Source organism: Microbacterium sp. NPDC096154 (assembly GCF_040302945.1).
Taxonomy (GTDB): Bacteria; Actinomycetota; Actinomycetes; order Actinomycetales; family Microbacteriaceae; genus Microbacterium.
Genome location: NZ_JBEOSM010000006.1, coordinates 104,596 through 128,332 on the forward strand (window position 1 = coordinate 104,596; position 23,737 = coordinate 128,332).

Sequence of the window (23,737 nt, forward strand, 5' to 3'; positions counted from 1 at the left end):
ACGCAGGCGGCGGTCAGGACGTGCGACCGAGCGCCCGGTCGATCATCGCGATCACGTTCTCTGTGCCGTGACGCGTGCCCGTGGCCTCGGCGGCGGCGGCCATCGCCGCGATCCGGCCTTCGTCGCGCAGCAGCGGGAGCACGTCGGATCGCACGCGGTCCGCCGTGAACGCGGCATCGTCGATCAGGATGGCCGCTCCCGCCGCGATCGACGAGGACGCGTTGAGCCGCTGCTCGCCGTTGCCCACGGCGTACGGCACGTACACGGCGGGGATGCCGAGGGCCGCGATCTCGCTCACGGTCGACGCGCCGGAGCGAGAGACGATCAGGTCGGCCACCGCGAACGCGAGATCCATCCGGTCGACGTAGCGGCGCACGGCGTAGCCCGCCACGCCCGGATCCTCGAGGTCGGAGCGCTCACCCGTGATGTGCAGCAGCTGCCAGCCGGCATCCAGGACGTCCCGCCACGCTCCCGCCAGCGCCTCGTTGATGCGCAGCGCGCCGAGCGATCCGCCGAAGGCCAGCAGGGTCTTCTTCGCCGGGTCGAGCCCGAAATGCGCAGCGGCCTCAGGACGCAGAGCGGCGCGATCCATGCCGACGATCTCGGGACGCAGCGGCATCCCGACGACCTCGCCGTGTCGAAGCGGAGTGCCCGCGAAGGCCACCCCGACCCCGGCTGCCCGACGGGCTCCCAGCACGTTCGCGAGCCCGGGACGGGCATTGGCCTCGTGCACCACGATCGGCACCCCCTCGCGCCGCGCGGCCACGTACGCCGGCGCGGCGGCGTAGCCGCCGAAGCCCACCACCACGTCGACGCCGCGATCCCGGATGTACCCGCGCACGCGTCCGACGGCGCGCTGGAACCGCACGGGGAAGGCCGCGGCCTGGCGATCGGGGCGGCGCGGGAAGGGCACCTTGTCGACGATCAGCAGTTCGTATCCGCGTTCCGGCACGAGACGCGACTCGAGGCCCTCCTGCGTGCCGAGCACCAGCACGGCGGCGCGGGGGTCACGTCGGCGAAGCCCGTCGGCGACGGCGAGCAGGGGGTTCACATGTCCGGCAGTGCCTCCGCCGGCGAGCAGATACGTCGTCACTTGTTCTTTCTCCCCGTGCGGGGCCGACTCGTCGTCGCGGGCGGTGCCGGCGGCGTCGTGCGGCGCGGGATGGTCTGGGTGCCCTCGCTCTTCGCGCGGCGACCAGCGGCAGCCTTACGAGCGGCACCTGCCGGCGCGCGCGCCGGCAGCGAGCGGCTGAAGGCCAGCAGCACACCACAGGCGGCGAGCACTGACACCAACGAGCTGCCGCCCGCAGACATGAACGGCAGTGGCACGCCGAGCACCGGGAACACCCGCAGCACGACGCCGATGTTGATGAGCGCCTGGCCGAGGATCCAGACGATGATGCCACCCGAGGCGACTTTCACGAACAGGTCGTCCGATCCTCGGATCACGCGGAACGCGCCGACGGCCAGCACGCCGAACAGCGCCAGCACGACCACGCAGCCGATGAGGCCGACTTCCTCGCCCACGATCGCGAAGATGTAGTCGTCGCCGATGGCCGGCAGCCAGCTGTACTTCTCGGTCGAGTTGCCGAGCCCCACCCCGAACACGCCGCCGCTCGCGAGCCCCCAGATGCCGTGGAGCGGCTGGTAGCACTCGTCGTGGTAGTCGCAGTTCGGGTCGATGAAGCTCATGATGCGCTGCATGCGGTTCGGGCTCTTGACGGCGAGCAGGAGCACAGCGACGGCCCCGACCACCACGAGCGGAACGAAGAATCGCAGGCGCACTCCCCCGAAGAACAGCGTTCCGAGCAGGATCAGCACGAGCACCATCGACGTGCCGAGGTCGGATCCTGCGAGCACCGTCAGGATCGCCAGTCCCGCGACGGGAACGATCGGCACGTAGACGTGCATCATCCTGGTCAGCAGGTCGCGCTTGCGGTAGACGATCGCCGCGACCCAGATCGCGAGCGCGAGCTTGAGCAGCTCGGACGGCTGCGCAGAGAACCCGCCGATGTTGATCCAGTTGCGGTTGCCGCCCGACTCGAAGCCCAGGGGCGTGAAGACCAGCAGCTGCACGAGCACGGCGACGATCAGCAGCACCCACGCGATGCGCCGGAAGAAGCGCACGGGCAGCCGGCTCGCGGCGAACATGACGGCCACACCGAGCAGAGCGAAGATCGCCTGCTGCATCCCGTCGTTGTACGGGCTCTTGCCCGCGCTCAGCGATGTCGCTGTGGTCGCGGACGTGACCATGACGATGCCGAAGCCCGTCAGCAGCAGCGCGCTCGACGCCACCAGCAGGAACTCGAGCGGCACGGGGGCGAACACGCGCCCCAGCGAGACGCGGGCCGTCAGAGCGCCCGACGAGCCGCCCGGGTCCCGTCCATCAGCGCCCATCGGGGGTCGCGTCGTCGTCGTGCTCACGCTGCGCTCCCCCTTCGATCCAATCCCTCACCGCGGCGGCGAATCGCGAGCCGCGGTCGTCGTAGCCCGTGAACTGGTCGAACGACGCGGCAGCGGGCGCCAGCAGCACCACGTCGCCCTCTCGCGCGACCCCGGCCGCCAGCTCGACGGCCCGGCCCATGACGTTCTCAGTCTGTGCGTGGTCGACCTCGAAGACCGGCACCCCCGGGGCGTGTCGCGCGAACGCCGCGACGACCTCGGCGCGGTCGACGCCGATCACGATCGCGGCACGGCTGGCGGGTCCACGCTGGGCCACGAGCTCGGCGATGTCCACGCCCTTCAGCTGGCCGCCCACGATCCACACCGCACCCGGGTAGGCGGCCAGCGACGACGCCGCCGCGTGCGGATTGGTGGCCTTGGAGTCGTCCACCCAGGTCACGCCGCGGTGCCTGGCGACGACCTCGATGCGGTGCGGGTCGAGGCGGAAGCCCTCCAGGGCGGTCCGCACCGCGACGGGGGGCACGTCGAGCGACCGGGCGAGCGCGGCGGCCGCCAGGATGTTCGCCACGATGTGCGGCGCCGCGAGTCCCCGCTCCGCGAGCGCCTCCACCGTGGTGAGCTCGAGCGCCGAGGTGCGGCGCTCCTCGAGGAACGCGCGGTCGACGAGGATGCCCTCGATGACGCCGAGATCGCTCGGGCCCGGGACCCCCAGGTCGAAGCCGATCGCGCGCGCGCCCTCCACGACATCCGCGTCCTCGACCATGTGCATGGTCTGCTCGTCGGCTTTGTTGTAGACCGCGGCGACCTTCGTGTGGCGGTACACGACCGCCTTCGCGTCGCGGTACGCCTCGAACGAGCCGTGCCACAGCAGGTGGTCGTCCGCGAGGTTCAGGCACACGGCGGCGTGCGGCACGGGCGAGCCCGGTCCGTCGTTCAACCCGAGGTACCAGAGCTGGTGGCTGGAGAGCTCGACCACCAGCACGTCGAAACCCGCCGGATCGCGCACGGCGTCGAGGATCGGCACGCCGATGTTGCCGCACGGCGCGGCGCGCAGGCCGCCCTCGACCAGCATGGTGGCCGCGAGGCGCGTGGTCGTGGTCTTGCCGTTCGTGCCGGTGATGAGCACCCACTCGGCCGGCGTGCCGTCGGGCCGCAGCACCTTGTCGCGCACGCGCCAGGCGAGCTCGATGTCGCCCCAGAGCGGGATGCCGCTCTCGCGCGCCCACGACACCACCGCGTGCGACGGCGGGAAGCCGGGCGACGCCACCACGACCTCGGGGGCGAACTCGCGCAGCTCATCCGGTACGCGCGACAGGTCGCCCTGCCACAGGCGCGCGCCGATCACGGGCACGAGCTTGGCGTGCTCCTCGGCTGCCGTCTCGGTGACCACCAGCACGTCCGCGCCCAGCTCGGTCAGCGTGTCCGCGACCGAGAACCCCGTCGCCGCAAGGCCGAGCACCGCGACCCGCAGGCCCTTCCAGTCGGCGTTCCAGCTGGTCAGCCCGTTGAGGCGATCCGTCATGTGCGAGAGAGCCATTCCACGTAGAAGAGACCGATGCCGCTGACCGACAGCAGGCCGGCGATGATCCAGAACCGCGCGACGATCGTGACCTCGGGCCAGCCGCGCATCTCGAAGTGATGGTGGATCGGGCTCATCAGGAACAGCCGTTTGCCGCGCGTGGCCTTGAAGTACAGACGCTGCAGGATGACCGATCCCGACGAGATCACGAACAGGCCGGCGATCAGGATGCCGAGCAGCTCGGTGCGGGTGAGGACCGCCATCGCGGTCACCACGCCGCCGATGGCCATCGACCCCACGTCGCCCATGAACACCTGCGCCTTGGGCGCGTTCCACCACAGGAAGCCCACGAGGCCGCCGACGAGTGCCGCCGACACGATCGCGAGGTCCAGCGGATCGCGCGTGCTGTAGCAGGCGCCCAGCAGCTCGGGCTCGAGGACGACGCGCGTGCAGGCCTGGTTGAACTGCCAGAACGCGATGAGGCTGTACGCGCCCACCACGAACACGCCCGCGCCGGCGGCCAGCCCGTCGAGTCCGTCGGTCAGGTTCACGCTGTTCGAGAAGCCGGTGCCCAGCAGCGACAACCACGCCAGGTACAGCAACCAGCCCAGCACGGGGCCGAGCGCCATGAACGACAGCACGGGGATGTCGCGGAACAGCGACACGAATCCCGTGCCGGGCGACTCTCCGTAGGCGTTCTCGAAGTTGAGGGCCGCGATGCCGAAGGGCACGACGGCGATGACCTGGCCGGCGATCTTGCGCCAGCCGCTGAGCCCGTCGTAGTGGTTCTGCTTGACCTTCAAGAAGTCGTCGATGAATCCGACCGCGCCGAACGACAGCATCAGCCAGATCACGAGCCAGCCGGACGGCGTGGGCGGGTTGCCCCCGGCGAAGCACCCGATCAGGTAGCCGATCACCGTGCCGACGATGAAGATCGTGCCGCCCATCGTGGGAGTGCCGCGCTTGACCTCGTGGTCGGGAGCGAGCATCTTGGCGCTTGCCACGCGGATCGGCTGCGCCCAGCCCCAGCGGCGGAACAGCCGCAGGAACACGGGCGTGAGGAAGAGCGAGAATGACAGCGAGATCGCCGCTGCGGTCAGGAGTGATCTCACGAGAACGATTCTCCCAGACGATCGCCGAGGAACCGGAGCCCGGCCGAGTTCGACGACTTCACGAGCACCCGGTCGCCGTCGCGGAGTTCGCCCTTCAGGTACTCGAAGGCTTCCTCGGCGTCGGCGAAGAACACGGCCTCGTCGCTCCAGGAGCCCTCCGCGACGGCCGCGAGGTACAGACTGCGCGCCTCCTGCCCCACGACGACGATGCGCGGGATGCGCAGGCGCACGGCGAGCAGACCGATCTTGGCGTGCTCCTCGTGCGCGTACTCCCCCAGCTCGCTCATGGCGCCCAGCACGGCCACCATGCGCTCGCCCGGGCCGGTGATCTGCGCGAGCGTGCGCAGGGCGGCCGCCATCGAGTCGGGGCTGGCGTTGTACGCGTCGTTGATGATGCGCACACGGTCGGAGCCCATCACCTGCATGCGCCAGCGCTCGGCCAGCTCGACGGTTCCGATGCGCTCCACGGCCGCGTGCGGCGAGACGCCGAGCGCGGTGGCGGCGGCGATCGCCGCCAGAGCGTTCTTGACATGGTGCGCCCCGAGAACCTGCAGATGCAGGGGCAGCGTGCGCCCGTCGATCGACACGGTCGCGTCGGTGCCCGACGCCGTGACGCGCAGGTCGGACGAGCGCACCCCCGCGGCATCGGCCTCGCCGAACCATCGCACGGCGAGCCCGCGCTCCTGCGCGATCGCCGACATCCCGGCCACGCGAGGATCGTCGGCGTTCAGCACCGCGACACCGCCCGGCCGCACCGCGGCGACGAGCTCCGACTTGGCCTTCACCGTCGCCTCGATGCCTCCGAAGCCGCCCGCATGGGCCATTCCGACCATCAGGACCACGCCCACGTCCGGCGTGACGAGCCCTGCCAGGCGCGCGATCTGCCCGTGCGCGTCGGCGCCGAACTCGCACACCAGGTACCGCGTGTCGTGTGTCACGCGCAGCATCGTCAACGGCGCGCCGACGGCGTTGTTGTATGACCCGACCGGTGCGACCGTCGCGCCCTCGGGACGCAGGATGGTCGCGAGCATGTTCTTCGTGGTCGTCTTGCCGTTGGATCCCGTGATGCCGACGATCTGCAGCTCCCCGCCCGCGCGCACGCGGGCGACGACCTCGCGCGCCAGGTCTGCGATGGCGAGCAGGACATCCGGCACGACGATCTGCGTGACGGGCTCGTCGACGGCCCGTTCGACGAGCGCGAGCACGGCCCCGGCCTCGACCGCCTTGCCGACGAACAGGTGTCCGTCGGTGGCCTCGCCCGGCTTGGCGACGAAGATGGCGCCCGGCGTCATGTTGCGCGAATCGGTGTCGACGGCCCCGGACACGACGGTCTCGGGCGTGTCCGCGCCGTGCAGGCGCAGCTCGCCGCCGACGACGTCGGCGATCTCCGACAGCGAGAGCGCGATCATGCGCGGTCCTCCGTCATGCGCGCGATGATGCGCGTCGCGATCGTGCGAGACGCGACCGTGCGGGACGCGATCGTGAAAGGGGTGCCGGTCATGCGGACGTGTACCTCCGTGACGCGCACGCGCCCGTCGTGCCGACGGCGGGCGCGCATCACTTGAACTTGGGGAGCAGGGTCTCGGGCTCCGTGGGCCCCGGCATGACGCGATATTCCTTCATCACGTGGTTCATCGCCTTCTGCAGGGCGGGCGCCGTGGCCGCAGACGAGGTTACCCGCTTCGGTTCGTCGAGAGTAATCATGACGACGTACTGCGGATCGTCGGCGGGCGCGAAGCCGACGATGCTCGTGAAGTACAGGCCGGCCTTGTAGCCGCCGTTCCCGTTCGTCTTCTGCGCCGTGCCGGTCTTCGCCGCGATGCTGTAGCCGGGCACCTTGATCTGCTCGGCGACGGGCCCCTGGAAGCCGACGTTCTCGAGCATCAGGCGCACCTGCTCGGCCGTGTCCTCGCTGATGATGCGCTCCGGCTCGCCCTTCTCGGCCTCGCGCACCTCGCCGTCGGGCGTCGTGCACGACGCGATCAGGCTCAGCGGCACCTTGACGCCGCCGTTCGCGATGGTCTGATAGGCGCTGATGACCTGGGGCACGGTGGCGGTGAAGCCCTGGCCGAAGGTCGTGGCGTAGTGGGTCTGGTTGTCCCAGGTGTCGGGTGAGCGGATCCAGCCGCTCTCCTCGCCGTAGAACCCGACGACCGGCCCGCCGCCGATGCCGAAGCGCTTGAGCCACTCGTAGCGCTTCTCGTCGGGCAGCAGCTCGCCGAACTTCGACAGCGCGACATTGGACGAGTCGATCAGCGCGCCGGCCAACGTATAGGTGTACTGGCCGTGCGGGAACGAGTCGCCGATGCGCGCCCCGTTCGGGAACTCCTCGAATCCCCTCGCCGTCGTCGTGGTCATGGGCGTCGCGACGCCCTCCTCGAGCAGCATCGACGCCGTGATCGGCTTGAAGGTCGACCCCGGCTCGAAGACCGTTCCGAAGATGAGCGAACCGCGGTAGTCGGGATCGGTGGCCGCGACGTCGTTGGGGTCCATGGAGGGGTACTGCGCGGCCGCCCGGATCTCGCCGGTGTGCACGTCGACCACGGTCACCGTGCCCGCCACGGCGCGCTGGTTCTGGGTCTCCTCGGCGATCATCTGCTCCATGTACCACTGCAGATCCGAGTCGATGGTCAGCTGCACCTCACCGCCGTCGACCGCCGGGGTGACCTTCTCCGATCCGGGGATCCGGATGCCGTTCGCGCCGCCGCGGACGAAGGTCTCCTTGCCGTCCTTCGCCTCGAGGCACGAGTCCTCGATCCGCTCGATGCCCGCGAGCGCCTCGCCGTCGCTCGATTCGAAGCCGATCAGGTTGCCGGCCACGGCCCCGTTCGGATAGGCCCGTGACGGCTGCGACGTGTAGGTGAGGTACGGCACCTCGAGATCGCGCAGCGCCTGGTATTGGGCCGTGGACACGCTCTGCGCCAATTGCGCCCACTGCGACTCGGGCTCGTTCGCCCGCTTGTTGGCCACGATCTGCATGATCTCCGCGGCGTCCATGCCGAGGATCTGCGCGATCAGCGACGCCTGCTCGTCCCAGGTCTGCACGTACTCCGTGCCGTCATCCGCCGTGCGCTCGATGTCGCCGACCAGGGTGGGGTCGATCGCCACGTCGTAACGCATCGTCGTGCTCGCCATCACGACGCCCTCGGCGTCGACGATGGGCCCCCGGGCGCCGTACAGCGTCTCGCTGCCCGTCATGTTGCCCGTGCTGATCGAGTCCGCGACGTGCTCCTCCGCGTGCACCACCTGGATGTCGACCAGTCGCACGACGAAGCCGCTCAGCACGATCAGCACGGCGGACGCCGCGATCATCGTGCGGCGACGCGATGAGCGCTTCGCGATCGGATTCATCGGACTCCCCTGCTTCGGTCGTCGGGTCGAGGGTGCGGATGGCGGGTGTGCGGGTGGCCGGTGTGCGGAGGGTGGATACGCGGATGGCGGAGCCGGGAAGGCCGGAGTCGTCAGCGGGTGGTCGGACTCGGAAGGCCCTCGGTGAGCGCCGGCGGAAGCGCGGGCTCGGGTTCGGCCTTCTCGGCAGCGGGCTTCTTCTCGGCCTTCTTGCCATCGAGCGTGGCGTCCGGGTCGGTCGTGAGGGGACGCTTGTCCAGCAGCGCGTTGGCGACGGCGCCCCGACGGGCGGCGTCGACGGTCGACGCCGTGCCGGCCGCCGCGCCCTCGCCGATGATCCGGCCGTCGCTGAGCCGGAGGAAGCTCGGCGAGGCGTCGATGACCATGCCGAGTGCGGCGGCGTTGGCCGCGAGGTACTGGGGCGAGCTGAGGCCCGCGACCTCGTCCCGCAGCTCCTGCGCCTGCAGGGTCGCCGTGCGGCGCTCCTGATCGAGGGCCGCGATCTCATACGACGTCTGAGTCGTGAGCACTGACAGGCTCATCTGCGCCACGGCGATCGCCACGGCACCGGCGAAGGCCACGACCGCGTAGCCGAGCTTCGGCCGTCGTCGCGGCGAGGGCGTCGGCAGAGCGTGCAGCCGCCGGCGCGGGGCGCGCGCCGGTTCCGGTCGGGGCTCAGGGACGACGGCGGGCAGCGCCGTGTTCGCGAGACTCATGCCGCCTCCCTCACTCTTTCGATCGCGCGCAGGCGCACGGGCTTGGCCCGGGGGTTGCGCGCCGCTTCCTCGTCGCTCGCCAGCTCGGCCCCCTTGACCAGCAGACGGAACTGCGGCGCATGCTCGGGCAGCTCGAACGGCAGCCCCGCGGGCGCCGTGGACGTCGTCGCCTCGGCGAAGAGCCGCTTCACGAAGCGGTCCTCGAGCGACTGGTACGACAGCACGACGAGCCGGCCGCCGACGGCGAGCGTGGCGAGCGCGGCGGGGATCGCCCGCTCGAGCGCGGCGAGCTCCCCGTTCACCTCGATGCGCAGCGCCTGGAACACGCGCTTGGCGGGATGACCGGCGTTCTTCAGCGCCCCCGGAGTGGCCGCCTGCAGGATGTCGACGAGCTGCCCGGATCGCGTGATCGCGCCGGTCTGTCGCGCCGCGATGATCGCTCGCGCATATCGGCCTGCGAGCTTCTCCTCGCCGTATCGCTCGAAGATGCGGCGCAGGTCGCCCTCGCCGTAGGTCGCCACGACGTCCGCGGCGGTCATACCCTGCGTCGGATCCATCCGCATGTCGAGCGGGGCGTCCTGCGCGTACGCGAAGCCGCGCTCCGCCTCGTCGAGCTGCAGAGACGAGACACCCAGGTCGTACAGGATCGCGTCCGCGTGGTCGTGTCCGGATGCCGCAAGCGCTTCGGCGATGCCGTCGTACACGGTGTGGACCAGCGAGATGCGGTCGGCGAACGGAGCCAGGCGCTCCCCGGCGATCCGCAGTGCATCGGGGTCGCGGTCGAGACCCACCTGGCGGATCTCGGGGAAGCGCTCGAGGAACGCCTCCGAGTGCCCGCCCATGCCGAGGGTGCCGTCGACGTAGACGGCGCTTCTGCCGCCGGCCGTGGCCTGCTGCAGGGCCGGACCGAGCAGCTCGACGCAGCGGTCGAGCATGACGGGGATGTGGATGTCGCGCAGGTTCATGATGCGTCGGGGCCGTCGATGCGGTGATCCGAGAGGCGCTCCCCCGGCTCCGATCCCCATCCGCTCGACCTGGCACCGGGGAAGTGCGCCAGGGCCGCGGGTGGGGGTCGCAACCGGGGGGTCGACTCAGAACAGTCCCGGGATCACCTCCTGCTCCATCTCCGAGTAGCTCTCTTCGTTGCTCTCCAGATACGCGTTCCATGCCGCCGCGTCCCAGATCTCCGCGTGTGCTCCGACTCCCGTCACGACGAGTTCCTTCTCGAGCCCGGCGTACGTGCGCAGGTGCTGCGGGATCGTGATCCGGTTCTGGCCGTCAGGGGTCTCGGCGCTCGCTCCGGACAGGAACATGCGCAGGAAGTCACGCGCCTGCTTGTTGCTGAGCGGGGCTTGACGGACCCGCTCGTGGACCTGTTCGAACTCAGCCGTGCTGAACACGTACAGGCATCGCTCCTGACCTCGGGTGACCACGACGCCGCCCGCGAGCTCCTCCCGGAACTTCGCGGGGAGGATGACGCGGCCTTTGTCGTCGAGCTTGGGGGTATGAGTGCCCAACAGCATCAGCCTTCACCCCCTTCGTCCGGCCAATCCCGAGGATGCCCCCACTTTACTCCACTTCTCTCCACTGTCTAGGGCTCAACCGATATACCTGACTCGATGTTCGGCGCGTGTCCCGCGAAATCTCACGGACGTATCGGGTGGAGCGCGGTGGAGGAGATTCCTCGACTTCCTCAGCCGGGACCCGACTCACCGGCGGATCCGGACACGAAAAAAGCGCCGACCCGAAGGTCGACGCTCTTGTGGGAAGAAGTGGAGGGCTAGCCGTCGCCGTTCTGCCGGCGATCCCAGCGCTCGTTCATGCGGTCCATGAAGCTCGCCTGGCGCGACGCACCCGAGGGTGTGGCGCTGCGGCCCTGACGCGGAGCGGCGGCGCCCCCCTTGACCGGCGTCACGGCGAGGACGACGCCCCCCACCATGGCGGCGAAGCCCGCGACGCCGAGGATGAGACCGAGGGGAAGGTTGGTGCGCCACAGTGCGATCCCAGCGATCACAGCACCCAGGCCGGCCAGCACGAGGACCGCGCCGATGATGAGATTGCGATAGCTCAGCACCTGAGCGCCAGCGGGCGCGCTCACGACATCTGCGTCGTTCTGCATGAGATGGCGTTCCATCTCGTCCAGCAGACGCTGCTCCTGCTCGGAGAGTGGCATCGTGTCCCCCTTGGGTGTGGCTGGGCTCCAGTCTAGCTTCGAGCCGGAGAACTAGGCTAGGCCCGTGGCGCCCTCCGTACCCCTGGTCGAAGCGATCTCCCAGCGACTCGATAGCTTCACGTCGCTTCGACTCGCGGAGGCCGAGGAGCTGGGCTCTGAAGCCCTGCTCTTCACCCGTCAGGCAGCGGCCAGCCTGCGCGGCGGCAAGCGCCTGCGGGCCCGGTTCTGCTGGTGGGGCTGGCGCGGCTCTCGAGGGGCCGACCCGGCCGACGCGCCCGACACGGGCGCCGTGATCGGCGCATGCGCCGCACTCGAGGTCTTCCAGGCCGCCGCCCTCGTGCACGACGACCTGATCGACAACTCCGACACCCGACGCGGCAATCCGTCGGCGCATCGAGCCCTGCAGGCCAGTCATCGCGACGCCGGATGGGCGGGGGACGGCGAGGCGTTCGGCCGGTCGGGATCGGTGCTGCTGGGGGATCTGCTGGTGGCGTGGAGCGACGATCTGCTCGAGGAGTCGCTGGCAGCGCTGCCCGATCCCGCTGCGGCGCACTCGGCCCGGACGGAATACGCGCGCATGCGCCGCGACGTGACCGTCGGGCAGTTCCTCGATATCGCCGAGGAGTCGGCCTGGAGCACGGCCGAGGACGACGCCCATGCCGAGCGCGCCCTGCGCGTCGCATCGTACAAGTCGGCCCGGTACAGCGTGCAGCAGCCGCTCGTGATCGGCGCAGCCCTCGCGGGTGCGGATGCCGCGCAGCTCGAGACGCTGCGCGCGTTCGGGCATCCCCTGGGCATGGCGTTCCAGCTGCGCGACGACGTGCTCGGCGTGTTCGGCGACGAGGCGGTGACCGGCAAGCCCGCAGGAGACGACCTGCGCGAAGGCAAGCGCACCGCGTTGGTCGCGTTCGCGCGCACCGCGGCGGCACCGGCGGAGCGAGCCAGGATCGACTCCCTGCTCGGAGATCCGGCGCTCGACGCCGACGACGTCGCGGAGCTGCGTGAGACCATCCGGTCATCCGGCGCACTGGCGCGTGTGGAGGAACTGATCTCGGGCTACGCGGCTGAGGCCGAGCGTGCGCTCGCCCAGGCGCGGCTCGACGGCGAGGCCGAGAGCGAGCTGCGAGCGCTGGCCCGCGCCGCGATCGAGCGCAGGTCCTGACGGGTCTTCACCCCACGCCCGCGAACCGCGGCTCAGGCGAGCGTCTGCGCGACGCGGCGCACCTCCGCCTTGCGGCCGGAGCGCAGCGCCTCGATCGGCGCCATCCCGATGGTCTCCTCGGGGCTCAGCAGCCAGTCGATGGCCTCGTCGTCGCTGAAGCCGGCGTCCTGGAGCACGATCACGGTGCCGCGCAGCGACGACAGCACGCTGCCGTCGAGAAAGAAGACGGAGGGGATCCTGAACACCCCATCGCGTCGAGAGCCCACGAGCGCCCGTTCGTCGAGCAGACGCCGCACGCGCCCAGGCGTCTCCCCCAGCAGCTCGGCCACGTCGGGGATCGCCAGCCAATCCGTCTTCACCGCTGCGGCGGCGTCCTGCGGGGTCTGGTTCTCGGAGTGCGAGTCGTGCGCGGTCACCCAGCCACTATCTCATCCGTGCGCCGCCGCGGGCATCCGCGCGCCGCGGGCGCACCCGATGCCCGCGACGACCGGACCCCTCCTGTCACACCCGTAACATCTGTTACTTGCATCTCTTTGGCACCGGTGGCAACGCAAGCCACTTCCGATACCACTGGTTGACACGATTTCACTTCCATGACACGGTTTCTGGAGCCGAGATTTCGGCAGAAATCCACTCCGAGGGGAACACCCGTGCACCGACGCCTTCCCGCACGCGCCAGCCACGCCCGCGCCAACCAGCCGATGCGCTCGCTGCTCACCACCGTCCCGGTGGCGATCGCGGGGTCGATCGCGCTGTCGCTCGGCGCGACGCCCGCGGCGGCGGCCGAGGTGAAGATGCGCGACGGCCTGCGCGAGGGACAGGCCCCGACCGACGCCTTCGGAGCGGTGCGCGGGGCAAACGCGATCGCCGCGGCGCCGACCCCCCGGGTCGAGGCGTCGGTGCGCAGCGCGGCGCGCCCGACGACGCATGTCGTCCAGCCCGGCGACACCGTCACGCGCATCGCGATCCGGGCGGGACTGCGGACCGTCGACGTGCTGACGTGGAACAACCTCAGCTGGTCGAGCACGATCTACCCGGGGCAGGTGCTGCGCCTGGTTCCCGGCGCCTCGCGCACCGCGGCCGCCGCAGCCCCGGCGTCGGCCCCCACGCCGTCCGCAGCGGTGTACACCGTCAAGGCGGGCGACACCGTGTGGGGCATCGCGCACCGCAACGGCACGACCGTGGAGGCGGTGCTGCGCGCCAACGGGCTCAGCTCCTCCGCTCTGATCTACCCCGGACAGAAGCTCACGCTCTCCGGCTCGGCCGCCAAGCCCGCCGCGGCATCAGCGGCCCCCGCGGGCACGTCGGCTCCGGCGACGAAGCCGGCGGCACCGGCCGCCTCGACCGCCGGCACCTACACGGTCAAGGCCGGCGACACCGTATGGGGCATCGCGCAGAAGCATGGCACCACTGTCGCCGCCGTCATCAAGGCCAATGGGCTCGACTCGGTGGCCACGATCTTCCCAGGACAGAAGCTCAAGCTCTCCGGCACCTCCACGGCCAAGCCGGCTCCCGCGTCCGTCGCAGCACCGGCCCCGGCCCCTGCGTCCGCTCCGGCATCGGTCGGCGGGAAGACGCATGAGGTCAGGGCCGGCGACACGCTCTGGGCCATCGCCAACAAGAACGGCATCAGCGTGGCGACGATCCTCAAGGCGAACGGCCTCTCCGAGGGCGCGATCATCTACCCCGGCCAGAAGCTGAAGCTCACCGCCGCCGCTCCGGCGCCCGCTGCCGCCCCGGCCGCCGCGCAGGAGGACCCGCGCATCCAGCGCTCGGCCGTCCTCGACGCGCAGCAGACCGAGAACGCGCGCCTCATCATCCAGGTGGGGCGTGAGATCGGCGCCTCAGACCGCGCGATCGCGATCGCGCTGGCGACCGCCATGGTCGAGTCGGGCATCCGCAACCTGAACTATGGCGACCGCGACTCCCTGGGCATGTTCCAGCAGCGACCGAGCGCGGGCTGGGGCACGCCCGAGCAGATCCGCGACCGCGTGCGGTCGACGCGCGTCTTCTTCGGCGGGGCGCAGAACCCGAACCGCGGCAAGACCCGCGGCCTGTACGACATCAAGGGCTGGGAGAAGATGGCGTTCACCGACGCCGCCCAGGCGGTGCAGATCTCGGCGTTCCCCAACCGGTACGGCCAGTGGGAGACCGCGGCGTACGGCTGGCTCAAGCAGCTGGGCTGATCCGCGCCGCCAGTCGCGCGGGTGCGCCGTTGCCGGGCTCTCAGGGGCCCCGAACGTAGAATTCACACGTGAGCACGAGTCAGCAGGTCGATCCCCTCATCGGGCGGCTTGTCGACGGTCGCTACCGCGTGCGCGCCCGCATCGCGCGAGGCGGGATGGCAACGGTCTACGTCGCGACCGACCTGCGGCTCGAGCGTCGCGTCGCCCTCAAGGTGATGCACGGTCACCTCAGCGACGACTCCGTGTTCCAGAGCCGTTTCATCCAGGAGGCGCGTTCGGCGGCGCGCCTCTCCGACCCTCATGTGGTCAACGTCTTCGACCAGGGCCAGGACGGCGAGCTCGCCTATCTGGTGATGGAGTACCTGCCGGGCATCACGCTGCGTGAGCTGCTCAAGGAGCAGCGCCGGCTGACCGTCACCCAGACCATCACCATCATGGACGCCGTGCTGTCCGGCCTCGCCGCCGCGCACCGCGCCGGTCTGATCCATCGCGACGTCAAGCCGGAGAACGTGCTGCTGGCGGAGGACGGCCGCATCAAGATCGGCGACTTCGGACTGGCACGCGCGTCGTCCGCGAACACCGCGACCGGTGCGCAGCTGCTCGGCACGATCGCGTATCTCGCGCCCGAGCTCGTGACGCGCGGCACGGCCGACGCCCGCAGCGACATCTACGCCCTCGGCATCCTGCTGTACGAGATGCTCGCCGGCGAGCAGCCGTACAAGGGCGAGCAGCCGATGCAGATCGCGTTCCAGCACGCGACCGAGTCCGTGCCGCGACCGAGCGTGAAGAACCCGGGTGTGCCCGAGCAGCTCGACGAGCTGGTGCTCTGGGCGACGGAGAAGGATCCCGACGAGCGTCCCGCTGACGCGCAGGAGATGCTGGACCGCCTGCACGAGATCGAGCGGGAGCTCGGGATCTCTCCCCTGCCGACGCGGGCTTCTCCCGGCTTCGAGACGCGCGTGCTGCCCGCCGAGACCGCGACGGGCGGGGCGACCAAGGTGCTGCCCGGCCTGCTTCCGACCACGGGCGAGATCACGGGAGAGATCGACCAGACCGGGCCGGCCGATCCTCCGGACAACGCGTCGCTCCTGCGCAGACGCATGGACGAGCGCCGCCGTCGCGGTGGCCTCCTGCTGACCCTCGTGCTGCTGCTCGCGGCCGCGGCCGGCGCGGTCGGGTGGTGGTTCGGCTCGGGGCCGGGCTCGCAGGTGACCGTTCCGGACGTGGCGGGCATGACCTTCGCCGAGGCGCGGGAGCAGCTCGCGGGCGCGGAGCTCGTCGCTGTGGAGACGTCCGACGACAGTCCGCACGTGCCGGCGGGGCAGACCATCCGCACCGACCCGGAGATCGGCGCGGCCGTCGACAAGGGCAGCGAGGTCGCCGTCGTGATCTCCACCGGTCCGGCGGAGGCCACGCTGGGCTCGTTCGAGGGCATGACGCTGGACGAGGCGAAGCAGGTCCTGGACGAGGTCTTCATCGCGTATGACGATGCGCAGAACCTGCTGCTCTACACCGACGCGCCGGCCGACCAGGTCATCGGTCTGGACATCCTCCCCCAGGGGACCGAGGAGCGCGTCGAGTGCTTCACCGGCTGCACGGTGCACGAGGGCGACGCAGCGGACTTCATCGTCTCGCTCGGCCCGCTGCCCGACGTCGCGGGAAAGCCGACCGACGAGGCGCGGCAGCTGCTGGAGGATGCACGGCTCGACGTGACGGTCGCCGAGGAGTACACGGCCGACGTCCCCGCCGAGACGGTCGTGCGCATCGAGCCGCGCGCCGAGGAGGGACACTGGCGGCCCGGTGACGCCATCACGATCGTGAGCTCGCTCGGACCTCTGCCCGACGTCGCCGGCAGGCCCATCGGCGAGGCGCAGCAGATCCTCTCGGATGCCGGGCTCGCCGTGACCCTGGCCGATGACTACAGCGACTCGGTGCCCGCCGATCACGCCATCGGGCTCGCACCGCGCGGCACCGAGGGCAACTGGCGTCCCGGCGACGCGGCGACCCTCGTCCGGTCGCTCGGCCCGATGCCCACCGTTCCGAACGTCGTCGGGATGCACCGGGACGAGGCGGTTTCCACCATCCGCGACGCGGGCTTCGAGGTCGCCTATGACGACCGCTACGACAATGTGCGCAACGACTGCGTGACCGCGCAGGGCACGGACCCCGCGGCCGACCAGCGTCGGGCTCCCGGAACCGTCGTGACGGTCACGTTCACTGTGCCGTTCTTCGACTTCGGCTGCTTCGCGGGCTGAGCCTGGAGCCCGGCCCGAGGGCGTGCCGGCCGACCGAGGCGCGGCCGACCGGTCGTGGCGGGCGACGACTAGCGCTTCTCGAGCTCCTCGGCCACGAGGAACGCGAGCTCGAGCGACTGCATGTGGTTCAGGCGCGGGTCGCACAGCGACTCGTAGCGGGTCGCGAGCGTGGCCTCATCGATCTGCTCGGAGCCGCCGAGGCACTCGGTCACGTCGTCGCCCGTGAGCTCGACGTGGATGCCGCCCGGGTACGTGCCGACCGCTCGATGCGCCTCGAAGAACCCGCGCACCTCGTCGACCACATCGTCGAAGCGACGCGTCTTGTAGCCGGTGGGTGTGGTGATGCCGTTGCCGTGCATGGGGTCGGTGACCCACAGGGGCAGGGCGCCGGACTCCTTGACGGCCTCCAGCAGCGGAGGCAGCGCGTCGCGGATCTTCCCCGCGCCCATGCGCGTGATGAAGGTGAGGCGTCCAGGCTCGCGCTCGGGGTCGAGCTTGTCGATCAGCGCCAGGGCAGTCTCCGGCGTCGTGGTGGGGCCCAGCTTGACGCCGATGGGGTTGCGGATGCGCGAGAAGTAGTCGACGTGCGCGCCGTCGAGGTCCCGCGTGCGCTCCCCGATCCACAGGAAGTGCGCCGACGTGTTGTACGGGGTGTCGGTGCGCGAGTCGATGCGGGTCAGGGGGCGCTCGTAGTCCATCAGCAGGCCCTCGTGTCCCGTGTAGAACTCGACGCGGCGCAGCTCGTCGAAGTCGGCGCCCGCCGCCTCCATGAACTTGATCGCACGGTCGATCTCGCCCGCGAGGCCCTCGTAGCGCTGGTTGGCGGGGTTCTCGGCGAAGCCCTTGTTCCATGAGTGCACCTCGCGCAGGTCGGCGAAGCCTCCCTGCGTGAACGCCCGGATCAGGTTCAGCGTCGACGCGGCCGTGTGGTAGCCCTTGAGCAGACGCTCCGGGTCGGGTCGGCGCGACGCCGCTGTGAAGTCGTAGCCGTTGACGATGTCGCCGCGGTACGCCGGCAGCGTGACATCGCCCCGGGTCTCGGTGTCGCTCGACCGCGGCTTGGCGAACTGGCCCGCCATCCTGCCCATCTTGATCACGGGCATGGACGCCCCGTAGGTCAGCACGACCGCCATCTGCAGGAGCGTCTTGACCCGATTGCGGATCTTGTCGGCCGTGGCTCCGGCGAACGTCTCGGCGCAGTCGCCGCCCTGCAGCAGAAACGCCTGGCCCGCCGCCGCCTGCGCGAGACGGGCCTTCAGGCTGTCGACCTCGCCCGCGAACACGAGCGGGGGCTGCTGGGCGAGCTCGGCCGAGACGCGCTCGACCTCCGAATAGTCCGACCACTCCGGCTGCTGCTTGATCGGAAGCGATCGCCAGGCGTCCAGAGCGTCGGTGTGCTGCATCCTTCGATGCTAATGCCGCCGGAGAGGCGCTCGAGACCGTGTGTCAGTCCGCTACGACGGCCGGTTCCTCCGCGATCGCCTCGACCGGCGCCGGCTCGCTCTGCGCTGCGCGCCGCTTCTTCACCGAAGAGGCGTAGACGTCGCTGTACCGCTGCTGACCCAGCTGCTGCAGCGCGATCATGATCTCGTCGGTGACCGAGCGCAGGATGTAGCGATCGTTCTCCATGCCCTCGTAGCGGGTGAAGTCGAGCGGCTCTCCGATCACGATGCCGACGCGTACGACGCGCGGGATGGTCGTGCCGATCGGCATCATGGTGTCGGTGTCGACCATGACGACGGGAACGACCGGCACCTTGGCCTCGAGGGCCATGCGCGCGATCCCCGTGCGACCGCGGTACAGCAGGCCGTCCGGGCTGCGCGTGCCCTCGGGGTAGATGCCGAGCAGGCTCCCCCGGCCCAGCACCTGGAGCGCGGTGTTGAGGGCGGCCTCCGACGCGGAGCCGCCCGATCGGTCGATCGGGATCTGTCCCGTGCCCTTCATGAACCACTTGGTGGCCCAGCCCTTCAGCCCCCTGCCCGTGAAGTACTCCGCCTTCGCGAGGAAGGTCATCGGGCGCTCGATGACGAGCGGCAGGAAGATCGAGTCGGAGACCGACAGGTGGTTGCTGGCCAGGATGGCGGGCCCCGTGGCCGGAATGTTCTCGGCGCCGACGATCCAGGGACGGAAGATCGCCTTCGCGATCGGCCCGACCACGATGTACTTCATCAGCCAGTAGAACACCTTGAGATTCTAGGGGGCGTCTAGAATCGATCGAAGCCGTCCCCCGTCCCAGAATCCTGGGATACCACTTCCGGTACCGAAGGAGCTGCCGTGATCGAGTACTCGACCCCCGCGATCGTCCCCGCCGACCCCGATGCCAACATCGCCGACCTGCTTGTCGAGCGTGCCCGCACCACCCCGGACCGGGTGATCTTCGGCATTCCTGAGGGCGATGGCTGGCGCGACGTCACGGCCGGGGAATTCGAGCGGCAGGTGATCGCGCTGGCCAAGGGATTCGTCGCGGCCGGCCTGCAGCCGGGCGAGAAGATCGGCTTCCTCGCCAAGACGACGTACGAGTGGACGCTCGTCGACTTCGCCCTGCACTACGCCGGCATCGTGATGGTGCCCGTCTACGAGACCAGCTCCCCCTCGCAGATCCAGTGGATCCTCTCCGATTCGGGCGCCGTGGCGCTGCTGACGGAGACCGCCGCGCACTTCGAGAGCTTCCAGTCGGTCCGAGACGAGCTGCCCCTGGTGCGGGCGACCTGGCGCATGGACGAGGGCGCGCTCGCTTCGCTTGCCGAACAGGGCGCAGCGGTCGACGACGCCGAGATCGAGCGTCGGCGCCGGATCGCGAAGTCGTCGGACATCGCGACGCTCATCTACACCTCGGGCTCCACGGGACGACCCAAGGGCTGCGTCCTCACCCATGGCAACTTCGTCGAGCTGACCCGCAACGCCGCGGAGTCGCTGCGCGACATCGTGTACCGCCCGGACGCGTCGACCATCCTGTTCATCACCACGGCCCACGTCTTCGCGCGCTTCATGTCGGTGCTGTACATCCACGCCGGCGTGCGCACCGGCCACGAGCCCAACACGAAGAACCTCATCAACGTGCTGGGCACGTTCAAGCCCACACTGCTCCTCGCGGTGCCGCGCGTGTTCGAGAAGGTCTACAACGCGGCCGAGCAGAAGGCCGAGACGGGTGGCAAGGGGCGGATCTTCCGCGCCGCCGCGGCAGCCGCGATCGAGCGTTCTCGTCGTCAGCAGGAGGGCGAGAAGGTCGGCCTCGCGCTCGAACTGAAGTTCAAGCTGTTCGACAAGCTCGTGTTCTCGAAGATGCGCGCCCTGATGGGCGGCAAGGTCGAGTACGCCGTCTCGGGATCCGCTCCCCTGGGTCCGCGCCTCGGCCACTTCTTCCGCAGCCTCGGCATCACGATCATGGAGGGTTACGGCCTCACCGAGACCACGGCGCCGGCCACGGTGAACCTTCCCGACAGGATCAAGGTCGGAACGGTCGGCCCCGCGCTTCCGGGCGTGAGCGTCCGCGTCGCGGACGACGGCGAGATCCAGGTCAAGGGCATCAACGTGTTCCGCGAGTACTGGAAGAACCCGGAGGCGACGGCAGAGGCCTTCGACGGCGAGTGGTTCCGCACGGGCGACCTCGGCTCGTTCGACGACGACGGGTACCTCACGATCACTGGCCGCAAGAAGGAGATCATCGTCACGGCCGGCGGCAAGAACGTCGCCCCCGCTGCGCTCGAGGATCCGATCCGCGCCAACCCGATCGTCGCCCAGGTCGTGGTCGTCGGCGACCAGAAGCCCTTCATCTCGGCGCTTGTGACGCTCGACCCCGAGATGCTGCCGGCGTGGCTGGCGACCCACGGCGAGAGCCCCGATCTCACGCTCGAGCAGGCGGCGAAGAACGCCACCGTGCGCGCCGAGGTGCAGCGCGCGATCGACGACGCGAACACGCGGGTGTCGCGCGCGGAGTCGATCCGCAAGTTCGCGATCCTCGGCACCGAGTGGACCGAGGCCACGGGCCACCTCACGCCCAAGATGTCGATCAAGCGCGCCGAGATCATGAAGGACTTTGCGCACGAGATCAGCGCCCTCTACGCGGGGGACAACGCGACGACGAACCTGTCGGTCGCGGGCTGAGAGCGGAACGAGGCGGCCCCTGGCAGGGACGGCTCTCGCCGGTCGCTCTCACCGACTGTGCCCACGACGAAGGCCCCGGATCACTCCGGGGCCTTCGTCGTTCTCGTCTAGTGCAGGTGCGGGTGCGCCGATCAGAACCAGTCGCTCTCGCGCACGGCGCGCATCGCCTTCGCGCGCTCATCCTTCGAGAGTCGCTGCAGGTACACCATGCCGTCGAGGTGGTCGGTCTCGTGCTGCAGCATCTGCGCCATGAGCCCCTCCCCCTCCAGCACGACCTTCTGGCCTTCCAGGTCGATGCCCTCCACGCGCGCGTAGGGGTGGCGCAGCGCGTCATGCCAGAGCCCGGGAACCGACAGGCACCCTTCGCCCGTGGGCTCGGGTTCACCGCGCACCTCGACCACGCGCGGGTTCAGGACGTACCCGATGCGGCCGTCGATGTTGTAGCTGAACGCCCGCAGTCCCACGCCGATCTGCGGGGCGGCGACCCCGGCACGGCCTGGGAGGGCCACCGAGTCGAGAAGGTCCTGCACCAGCGCGTGCGTGCCCTCGTCGATGGTCTCGATCTCCGCGCAGGGCGTGCGCAGCACCGGGTCGCCGTAGAGCCGGATCTCCCGGACGGTCACGCGACTCGGCCCTCTCGCAGGCCGTCGACCACGCGGGCCGCGAGGTCGCGTGCCGCGACGCGCGTCGCGGGCTGGAGGTCGCGGTAGACGATCGCGCTGCCCGTGCCGAGTGCCGGGTCGTACGGCAGGTGCACCACCGAGCGGACACGACTGCCGAAGTGCACGTCGAGCTCGCTCAGGCGCACCATCGGCGTGCCGGGCGTCTGCTGGTTGAGCACGACGATGGCGTTGCGGGCGAGCTCCTCGTAGCCGTTGGACTCGAGCCAGGTGATCGTCTCGGACGCGAGCCGCACCTCGTCGAGGTTGAGCCCGGACACGATGATCAGCTGGTCGGCATGGGCGAGCGTGGCGCCCATGACCGAGTGGATGATGCCCGTGCCCGTGTCGGTGAGCACGAGCGAGTAGTAGTGCTCGGCGACCTCGGCCACCTTGCGATAGTCCTGCTCGCCGAACGCCTCGGCGATCCGCGGATCGGGGTCGGACGCCAGCACGTCCAGACGCGTCTCATCGCGTGCCACGAAGCGCGAGATGTCATTGAAGCCTCGGATGTCGCCCGCCTTGTGCACCAGGTCGCGCACGGTCTTGTCGGCGCGCTTGCCGATGCGGTCGGCGAGCGTGCCGCGGTCGGGGTTGGCATCGATCGCAATCACGCGGTCATCGCGACCGTCGGCGAGCGCCATGCCGAGAAGCGTCGTCACGGTGGTCTTTCCCACGCCGCCCTTGCGGCTGAGCACGGGCACGAAACGGGTCTCCCCCGACAGCGGAGCGGCGACGCGGGCCTCGAGCGCCTTGCGAGCGCGCACGGCACGGCTGTCACCGAGGTTGATCCGGCCTCCGGTGAGTCCGTAGACGAACTCGCTCCACCCGCCCTCGGGTGCGGGCTTGGATACCCGGTGGGGATCGAGCACGCGATCGGCGGTGAGCAGATCGCTGGATTCGCGCTCGGCGTTCTTGCCGAGGTCCTCCAGGCGTCGCGCGGTCATCGTGGTGGCTCCTGTCGTCTGCGTCGTCTGCTGCGCTTCCCCCTCACCGGCCGCGGTCCGCGCGGCGGCGGACTCCTCGGCCCAGGTGCGGGCATGCGACATGCCGCGAGGGTGAGCGGTCGCGGTGTCAGGTGCCGCGACCTCAGCGGTCTCCCGCTCCGCGCCCGCCCGGCGCTCGTCCGCGGCGTCGGCCGCAGGCGTCTTGCTGTGCTCCGCGGCGAGCTCGGCGGCGGCGGCGCTCCAGCCGTCGACCTCCTGTCGGGGCTCGTCATGCCCGGGACGCGGGCGCGCGTCGGACAGCGGCTCGTCCCGCGGCGTGTCGTCCTGCCGTGTGTCGTCCTGCGCGACCTCCTCCTGCGGGAGCTCGTCCTGCGGGACGTCCTCCCCCGCGACCTCCTCCTGCGGGAGCTCGTCCTGCGGGACGTCCTCCCCCGCGACCTCCTCCTGCGGGAGCTCGTCCTGCGGGAGCTCGTCCTGCGGGATGTCCTCGCGCGCGCTGTCCTCCTGCGCGGCTTCCTCCTGGACGGTTTCCTCCCGCGCTCGCTCTTCCTGCACGTCGTCATCGGGCTGTTCGCGGGCGAGCTGGTCCTGGGGGTCGTCCTGGGCGACATCGTCCGCGCCGTCGCCCTGACCGGAGTCTTCGGCCTCGGGCGCCGCGTCCGCGGACTCTTCTCCCTGCGGCACGTTCTCCTCGGCCGTGCGGTCGTCGCGGTGGTCGGGCACCACGACGACGTCGATGACCTCGTCCTCGGAGATCGGCTCGCCCGCGTCGGCCCGCTCCGCCACGTGCTCGCGAACGGCTTCCACCACCTCGTCGACGATCTCGCCGGTGATGGCGCGCTCGTCTCCGTCGTCCGGTGCCTCCACCGCCTCCTCGACGGCGCGCTCGATCTGCTCGGCGGGCAGCTCGATGACGATGGCACCTGTGCGCAGGTCCCCGGGCGCGATCTCGTCGTCGACGACCTCGTCGTCCGGCTCCTCCATCACCTGCGGCAGCACCACGCGCACCTGGGCGGTGTGCGGGCTCAGGATGCCGATGGACGTCGTGTCGAGACCGGCCTCTGCCAGGACGCCGTGATCGTCGTCCTCCGCCGGCACGTCGTCATGGTCGGTCGTGATCTTGTTCACCAATGCGGCTTCACTCCAAGGGGCA

General features: G+C 70.3%; 19 protein-coding genes. 4 read left to right on the forward strand and 15 right to left on the reverse strand.

Features of this window, described 5'->3' with window-relative positions; translation table 11 throughout:
• Positions 1–13: 13 nt before the first annotated feature.
• The 10 genes from ABTW64_RS10040 to ABTW64_RS10085 form a co-directional block, all read right to left on the reverse strand.
• Positions 14–1,093: a UDP-N-acetylglucosamine--N-acetylmuramyl-(pentapeptide) pyrophosphoryl-undecaprenol N-acetylglucosamine transferase gene (locus ABTW64_RS10040; RefSeq protein WP_350621931.1), complete on the reverse strand. Its 1,080-nt coding sequence runs from the start codon at positions 1,091–1,093 to the stop codon at positions 14–16.
• On the reverse strand, positions 1,090–2,397 hold the full coding sequence (gene ftsW / locus ABTW64_RS10045) for a putative lipid II flippase FtsW (protein WP_502892324.1): 1,308 nt from the start codon (positions 2,395–2,397) through the stop codon (positions 1,090–1,092). Before ftsW ends, ABTW64_RS10040 begins: the two co-directional genes overlap by 4 nt.
• Positions 2,387–3,925 carry a UDP-N-acetylmuramoyl-L-alanine--D-glutamate ligase gene (gene murD, locus ABTW64_RS10050; protein WP_350622120.1) on the reverse strand — a complete coding sequence of 513 codons (1,539 nt, stop codon included), beginning with the start codon at positions 3,923–3,925 and terminating at the stop codon, positions 2,387–2,389. The genes ftsW and murD overlap by 11 nt, the downstream gene beginning before the upstream one ends.
• Entirely contained in the window at positions 3,922–5,034 is a 1,113-nt protein-coding gene (gene mraY, locus ABTW64_RS10055) for a phospho-N-acetylmuramoyl-pentapeptide-transferase (RefSeq protein ID WP_350621935.1), read from the reverse strand. Before mraY ends, murD begins: the two co-directional genes overlap by 4 nt.
• On the reverse strand, positions 5,031–6,443 hold the full coding sequence (locus ABTW64_RS10060) for a UDP-N-acetylmuramoyl-tripeptide--D-alanyl-D-alanine ligase (protein WP_350621937.1): 1,413 nt from the start codon (positions 6,441–6,443) through the stop codon (positions 5,031–5,033). Before ABTW64_RS10060 ends, mraY begins: the two co-directional genes overlap by 4 nt.
• 148 nt (positions 6,444–6,591) lie before the next feature.
• Positions 6,592–8,385, reverse strand: a complete 1,794-nt coding sequence (locus ABTW64_RS10065; RefSeq protein WP_350621939.1) for a peptidoglycan D,D-transpeptidase FtsI family protein — start codon at positions 8,383–8,385, stop codon at positions 6,592–6,594.
• Positions 8,386–8,495: 110 nt separating this feature from the next.
• The gene (ftsL, locus tag ABTW64_RS10070; RefSeq protein WP_350621941.1) at positions 8,496–9,098 is read right to left on the reverse strand and encodes a cell division protein FtsL; all 603 of its coding nucleotides are present in this window, start codon (positions 9,096–9,098) and stop codon (positions 8,496–8,498) included.
• Complete coding sequence (gene rsmH, locus ABTW64_RS10075; protein ID WP_350621942.1) at positions 9,095–10,063, reverse strand: 16S rRNA (cytosine(1402)-N(4))-methyltransferase RsmH; 969 nt, start codon at positions 10,061–10,063, stop codon at positions 9,095–9,097. The genes ftsL and rsmH overlap by 4 nt, the downstream gene beginning before the upstream one ends.
• A 126-nt stretch (positions 10,064–10,189) precedes the next feature.
• Entirely contained in the window at positions 10,190–10,621 is a 432-nt protein-coding gene (gene mraZ / locus ABTW64_RS10080) for a division/cell wall cluster transcriptional repressor MraZ (RefSeq protein ID WP_055991719.1), read from the reverse strand.
• Between the two features lie 257 nt (positions 10,622–10,878).
• On the reverse strand, positions 10,879–11,271 hold the full coding sequence (locus ABTW64_RS10085; RefSeq protein WP_350621944.1) for an SCO2097 family morphological protein: 393 nt from the start codon (positions 11,269–11,271) through the stop codon (positions 10,879–10,881).
• Between the two features lie 64 nt (positions 11,272–11,335).
• Here ABTW64_RS10085 and ABTW64_RS10090 point away from each other — a divergent pair, with 64 nt between their 5' ends.
• On the forward strand, positions 11,336–12,433 hold the full coding sequence (locus ABTW64_RS10090; protein ID WP_350621946.1) for a polyprenyl synthetase family protein: 1,098 nt from the start codon (positions 11,336–11,338) through the stop codon (positions 12,431–12,433).
• Between the two features lie 32 nt (positions 12,434–12,465).
• Here the strand turns inward: ABTW64_RS10090 and ABTW64_RS10095 are convergent, their stop codons facing one another.
• Entirely contained in the window at positions 12,466–12,792 is a 327-nt protein-coding gene (locus ABTW64_RS10095; protein ID WP_350622122.1) for an Rv2175c family DNA-binding protein, read from the reverse strand.
• Between the two features lie 291 nt (positions 12,793–13,083).
• Here ABTW64_RS10095 and ABTW64_RS10100 point away from each other — a divergent pair, with 291 nt between their 5' ends.
• A complete protein-coding gene (locus ABTW64_RS10100; RefSeq protein ID WP_350621948.1) occupies positions 13,084–14,619 on the forward strand; it encodes a LysM peptidoglycan-binding domain-containing protein in 1,536 nt (511 codons plus the stop codon).
• 68 nt (positions 14,620–14,687) lie between these two features.
• Positions 14,688–16,874, forward strand: a complete 2,187-nt coding sequence (pknB, locus tag ABTW64_RS10105; protein ID WP_350621949.1) for a Stk1 family PASTA domain-containing Ser/Thr kinase — start codon at positions 14,688–14,690, stop codon at positions 16,872–16,874.
• A 68-nt stretch (positions 16,875–16,942) separates the two neighbouring features.
• On the opposite strand, the gene ABTW64_RS10110 is transcribed toward pknB, so the two are convergent.
• Positions 16,943–18,277 carry a class II 3-deoxy-7-phosphoheptulonate synthase gene (locus ABTW64_RS10110; protein WP_350621950.1) on the reverse strand — a complete coding sequence of 445 codons (1,335 nt, stop codon included), beginning with the start codon at positions 18,275–18,277 and terminating at the stop codon, positions 16,943–16,945.
• Between the two features lie 43 nt (positions 18,278–18,320).
• Entirely contained in the window at positions 18,321–19,058 is a 738-nt protein-coding gene (locus ABTW64_RS10115) for a lysophospholipid acyltransferase family protein (RefSeq protein ID WP_350621952.1), read from the reverse strand.
• Between the two features lie 90 nt (positions 19,059–19,148).
• On the opposite strand from ABTW64_RS10115, the gene ABTW64_RS10120 reads away from it, so the two are divergent.
• Positions 19,149–20,978: an AMP-dependent synthetase/ligase gene (locus tag ABTW64_RS10120; protein ID WP_350621954.1), complete on the forward strand. Its 1,830-nt coding sequence runs from the start codon at positions 19,149–19,151 to the stop codon at positions 20,976–20,978.
• Positions 20,979–21,109: 131 nt separating this feature from the next.
• On the opposite strand, the gene ABTW64_RS10125 is transcribed toward ABTW64_RS10120, so the two are convergent.
• Together ABTW64_RS10125 and ABTW64_RS10130 are read right to left on the reverse strand one after the other, a co-directional pair.
• On the reverse strand, positions 21,110–21,601 hold the full coding sequence (locus tag ABTW64_RS10125; RefSeq protein WP_350621956.1) for a peptide deformylase: 492 nt from the start codon (positions 21,599–21,601) through the stop codon (positions 21,110–21,112).
• Positions 21,598–23,712, reverse strand: a complete 2,115-nt coding sequence (locus tag ABTW64_RS10130; protein ID WP_350621958.1) for a nucleotide-binding protein — start codon at positions 23,710–23,712, stop codon at positions 21,598–21,600. Before ABTW64_RS10130 ends, ABTW64_RS10125 begins: the two co-directional genes overlap by 4 nt.
• Between the last annotated feature and the right edge of the window lie 25 nt (positions 23,713–23,737).

Bases quoted from the DNA above. Each gene is read 5' to 3' on its own strand.
- ABTW64_RS10110 (WP_350621950.1), bottom strand. From the start codon at position 18,277: ATGCAGCACACCGACGCTCTGGACGCCTGGCGATCGCTTCCGATCAAG.
- mraZ (WP_055991719.1), bottom strand. From the start codon at position 10,621: ATGCTGTTGGGCACTCATACCCCCAAGCTCGACGACAAAGGCCGCGTC.
- ABTW64_RS10060 (WP_350621937.1), bottom strand. From the start codon at position 6,443: ATGATCGCGCTCTCGCTGTCGGAGATCGCCGACGTCGTCGGCGGCGAG.
- ABTW64_RS10065 (WP_350621939.1), bottom strand. From the start codon at position 8,385: ATGAATCCGATCGCGAAGCGCTCATCGCGTCGCCGCACGATGATCGCG.
- ftsL (WP_350621941.1), bottom strand. From the start codon at position 9,098: ATGAGTCTCGCGAACACGGCGCTGCCCGCCGTCGTCCCTGAGCCCCGA.
- ABTW64_RS10085 (WP_350621944.1), bottom strand. From the start codon at position 11,271: ATGCCACTCTCCGAGCAGGAGCAGCGTCTGCTGGACGAGATGGAACGC.
- rsmH (WP_350621942.1), bottom strand. From the start codon at position 10,063: ATGAACCTGCGCGACATCCACATCCCCGTCATGCTCGACCGCTGCGTC.
- murD (WP_350622120.1), bottom strand. From the start codon at position 3,925: ATGACGGATCGCCTCAACGGGCTGACCAGCTGGAACGCCGACTGGAAG.
- ftsW (WP_502892324.1), bottom strand. From the start codon at position 2,397: ATGGGCGCTGATGGACGGGACCCGGGCGGCTCGTCGGGCGCTCTGACG.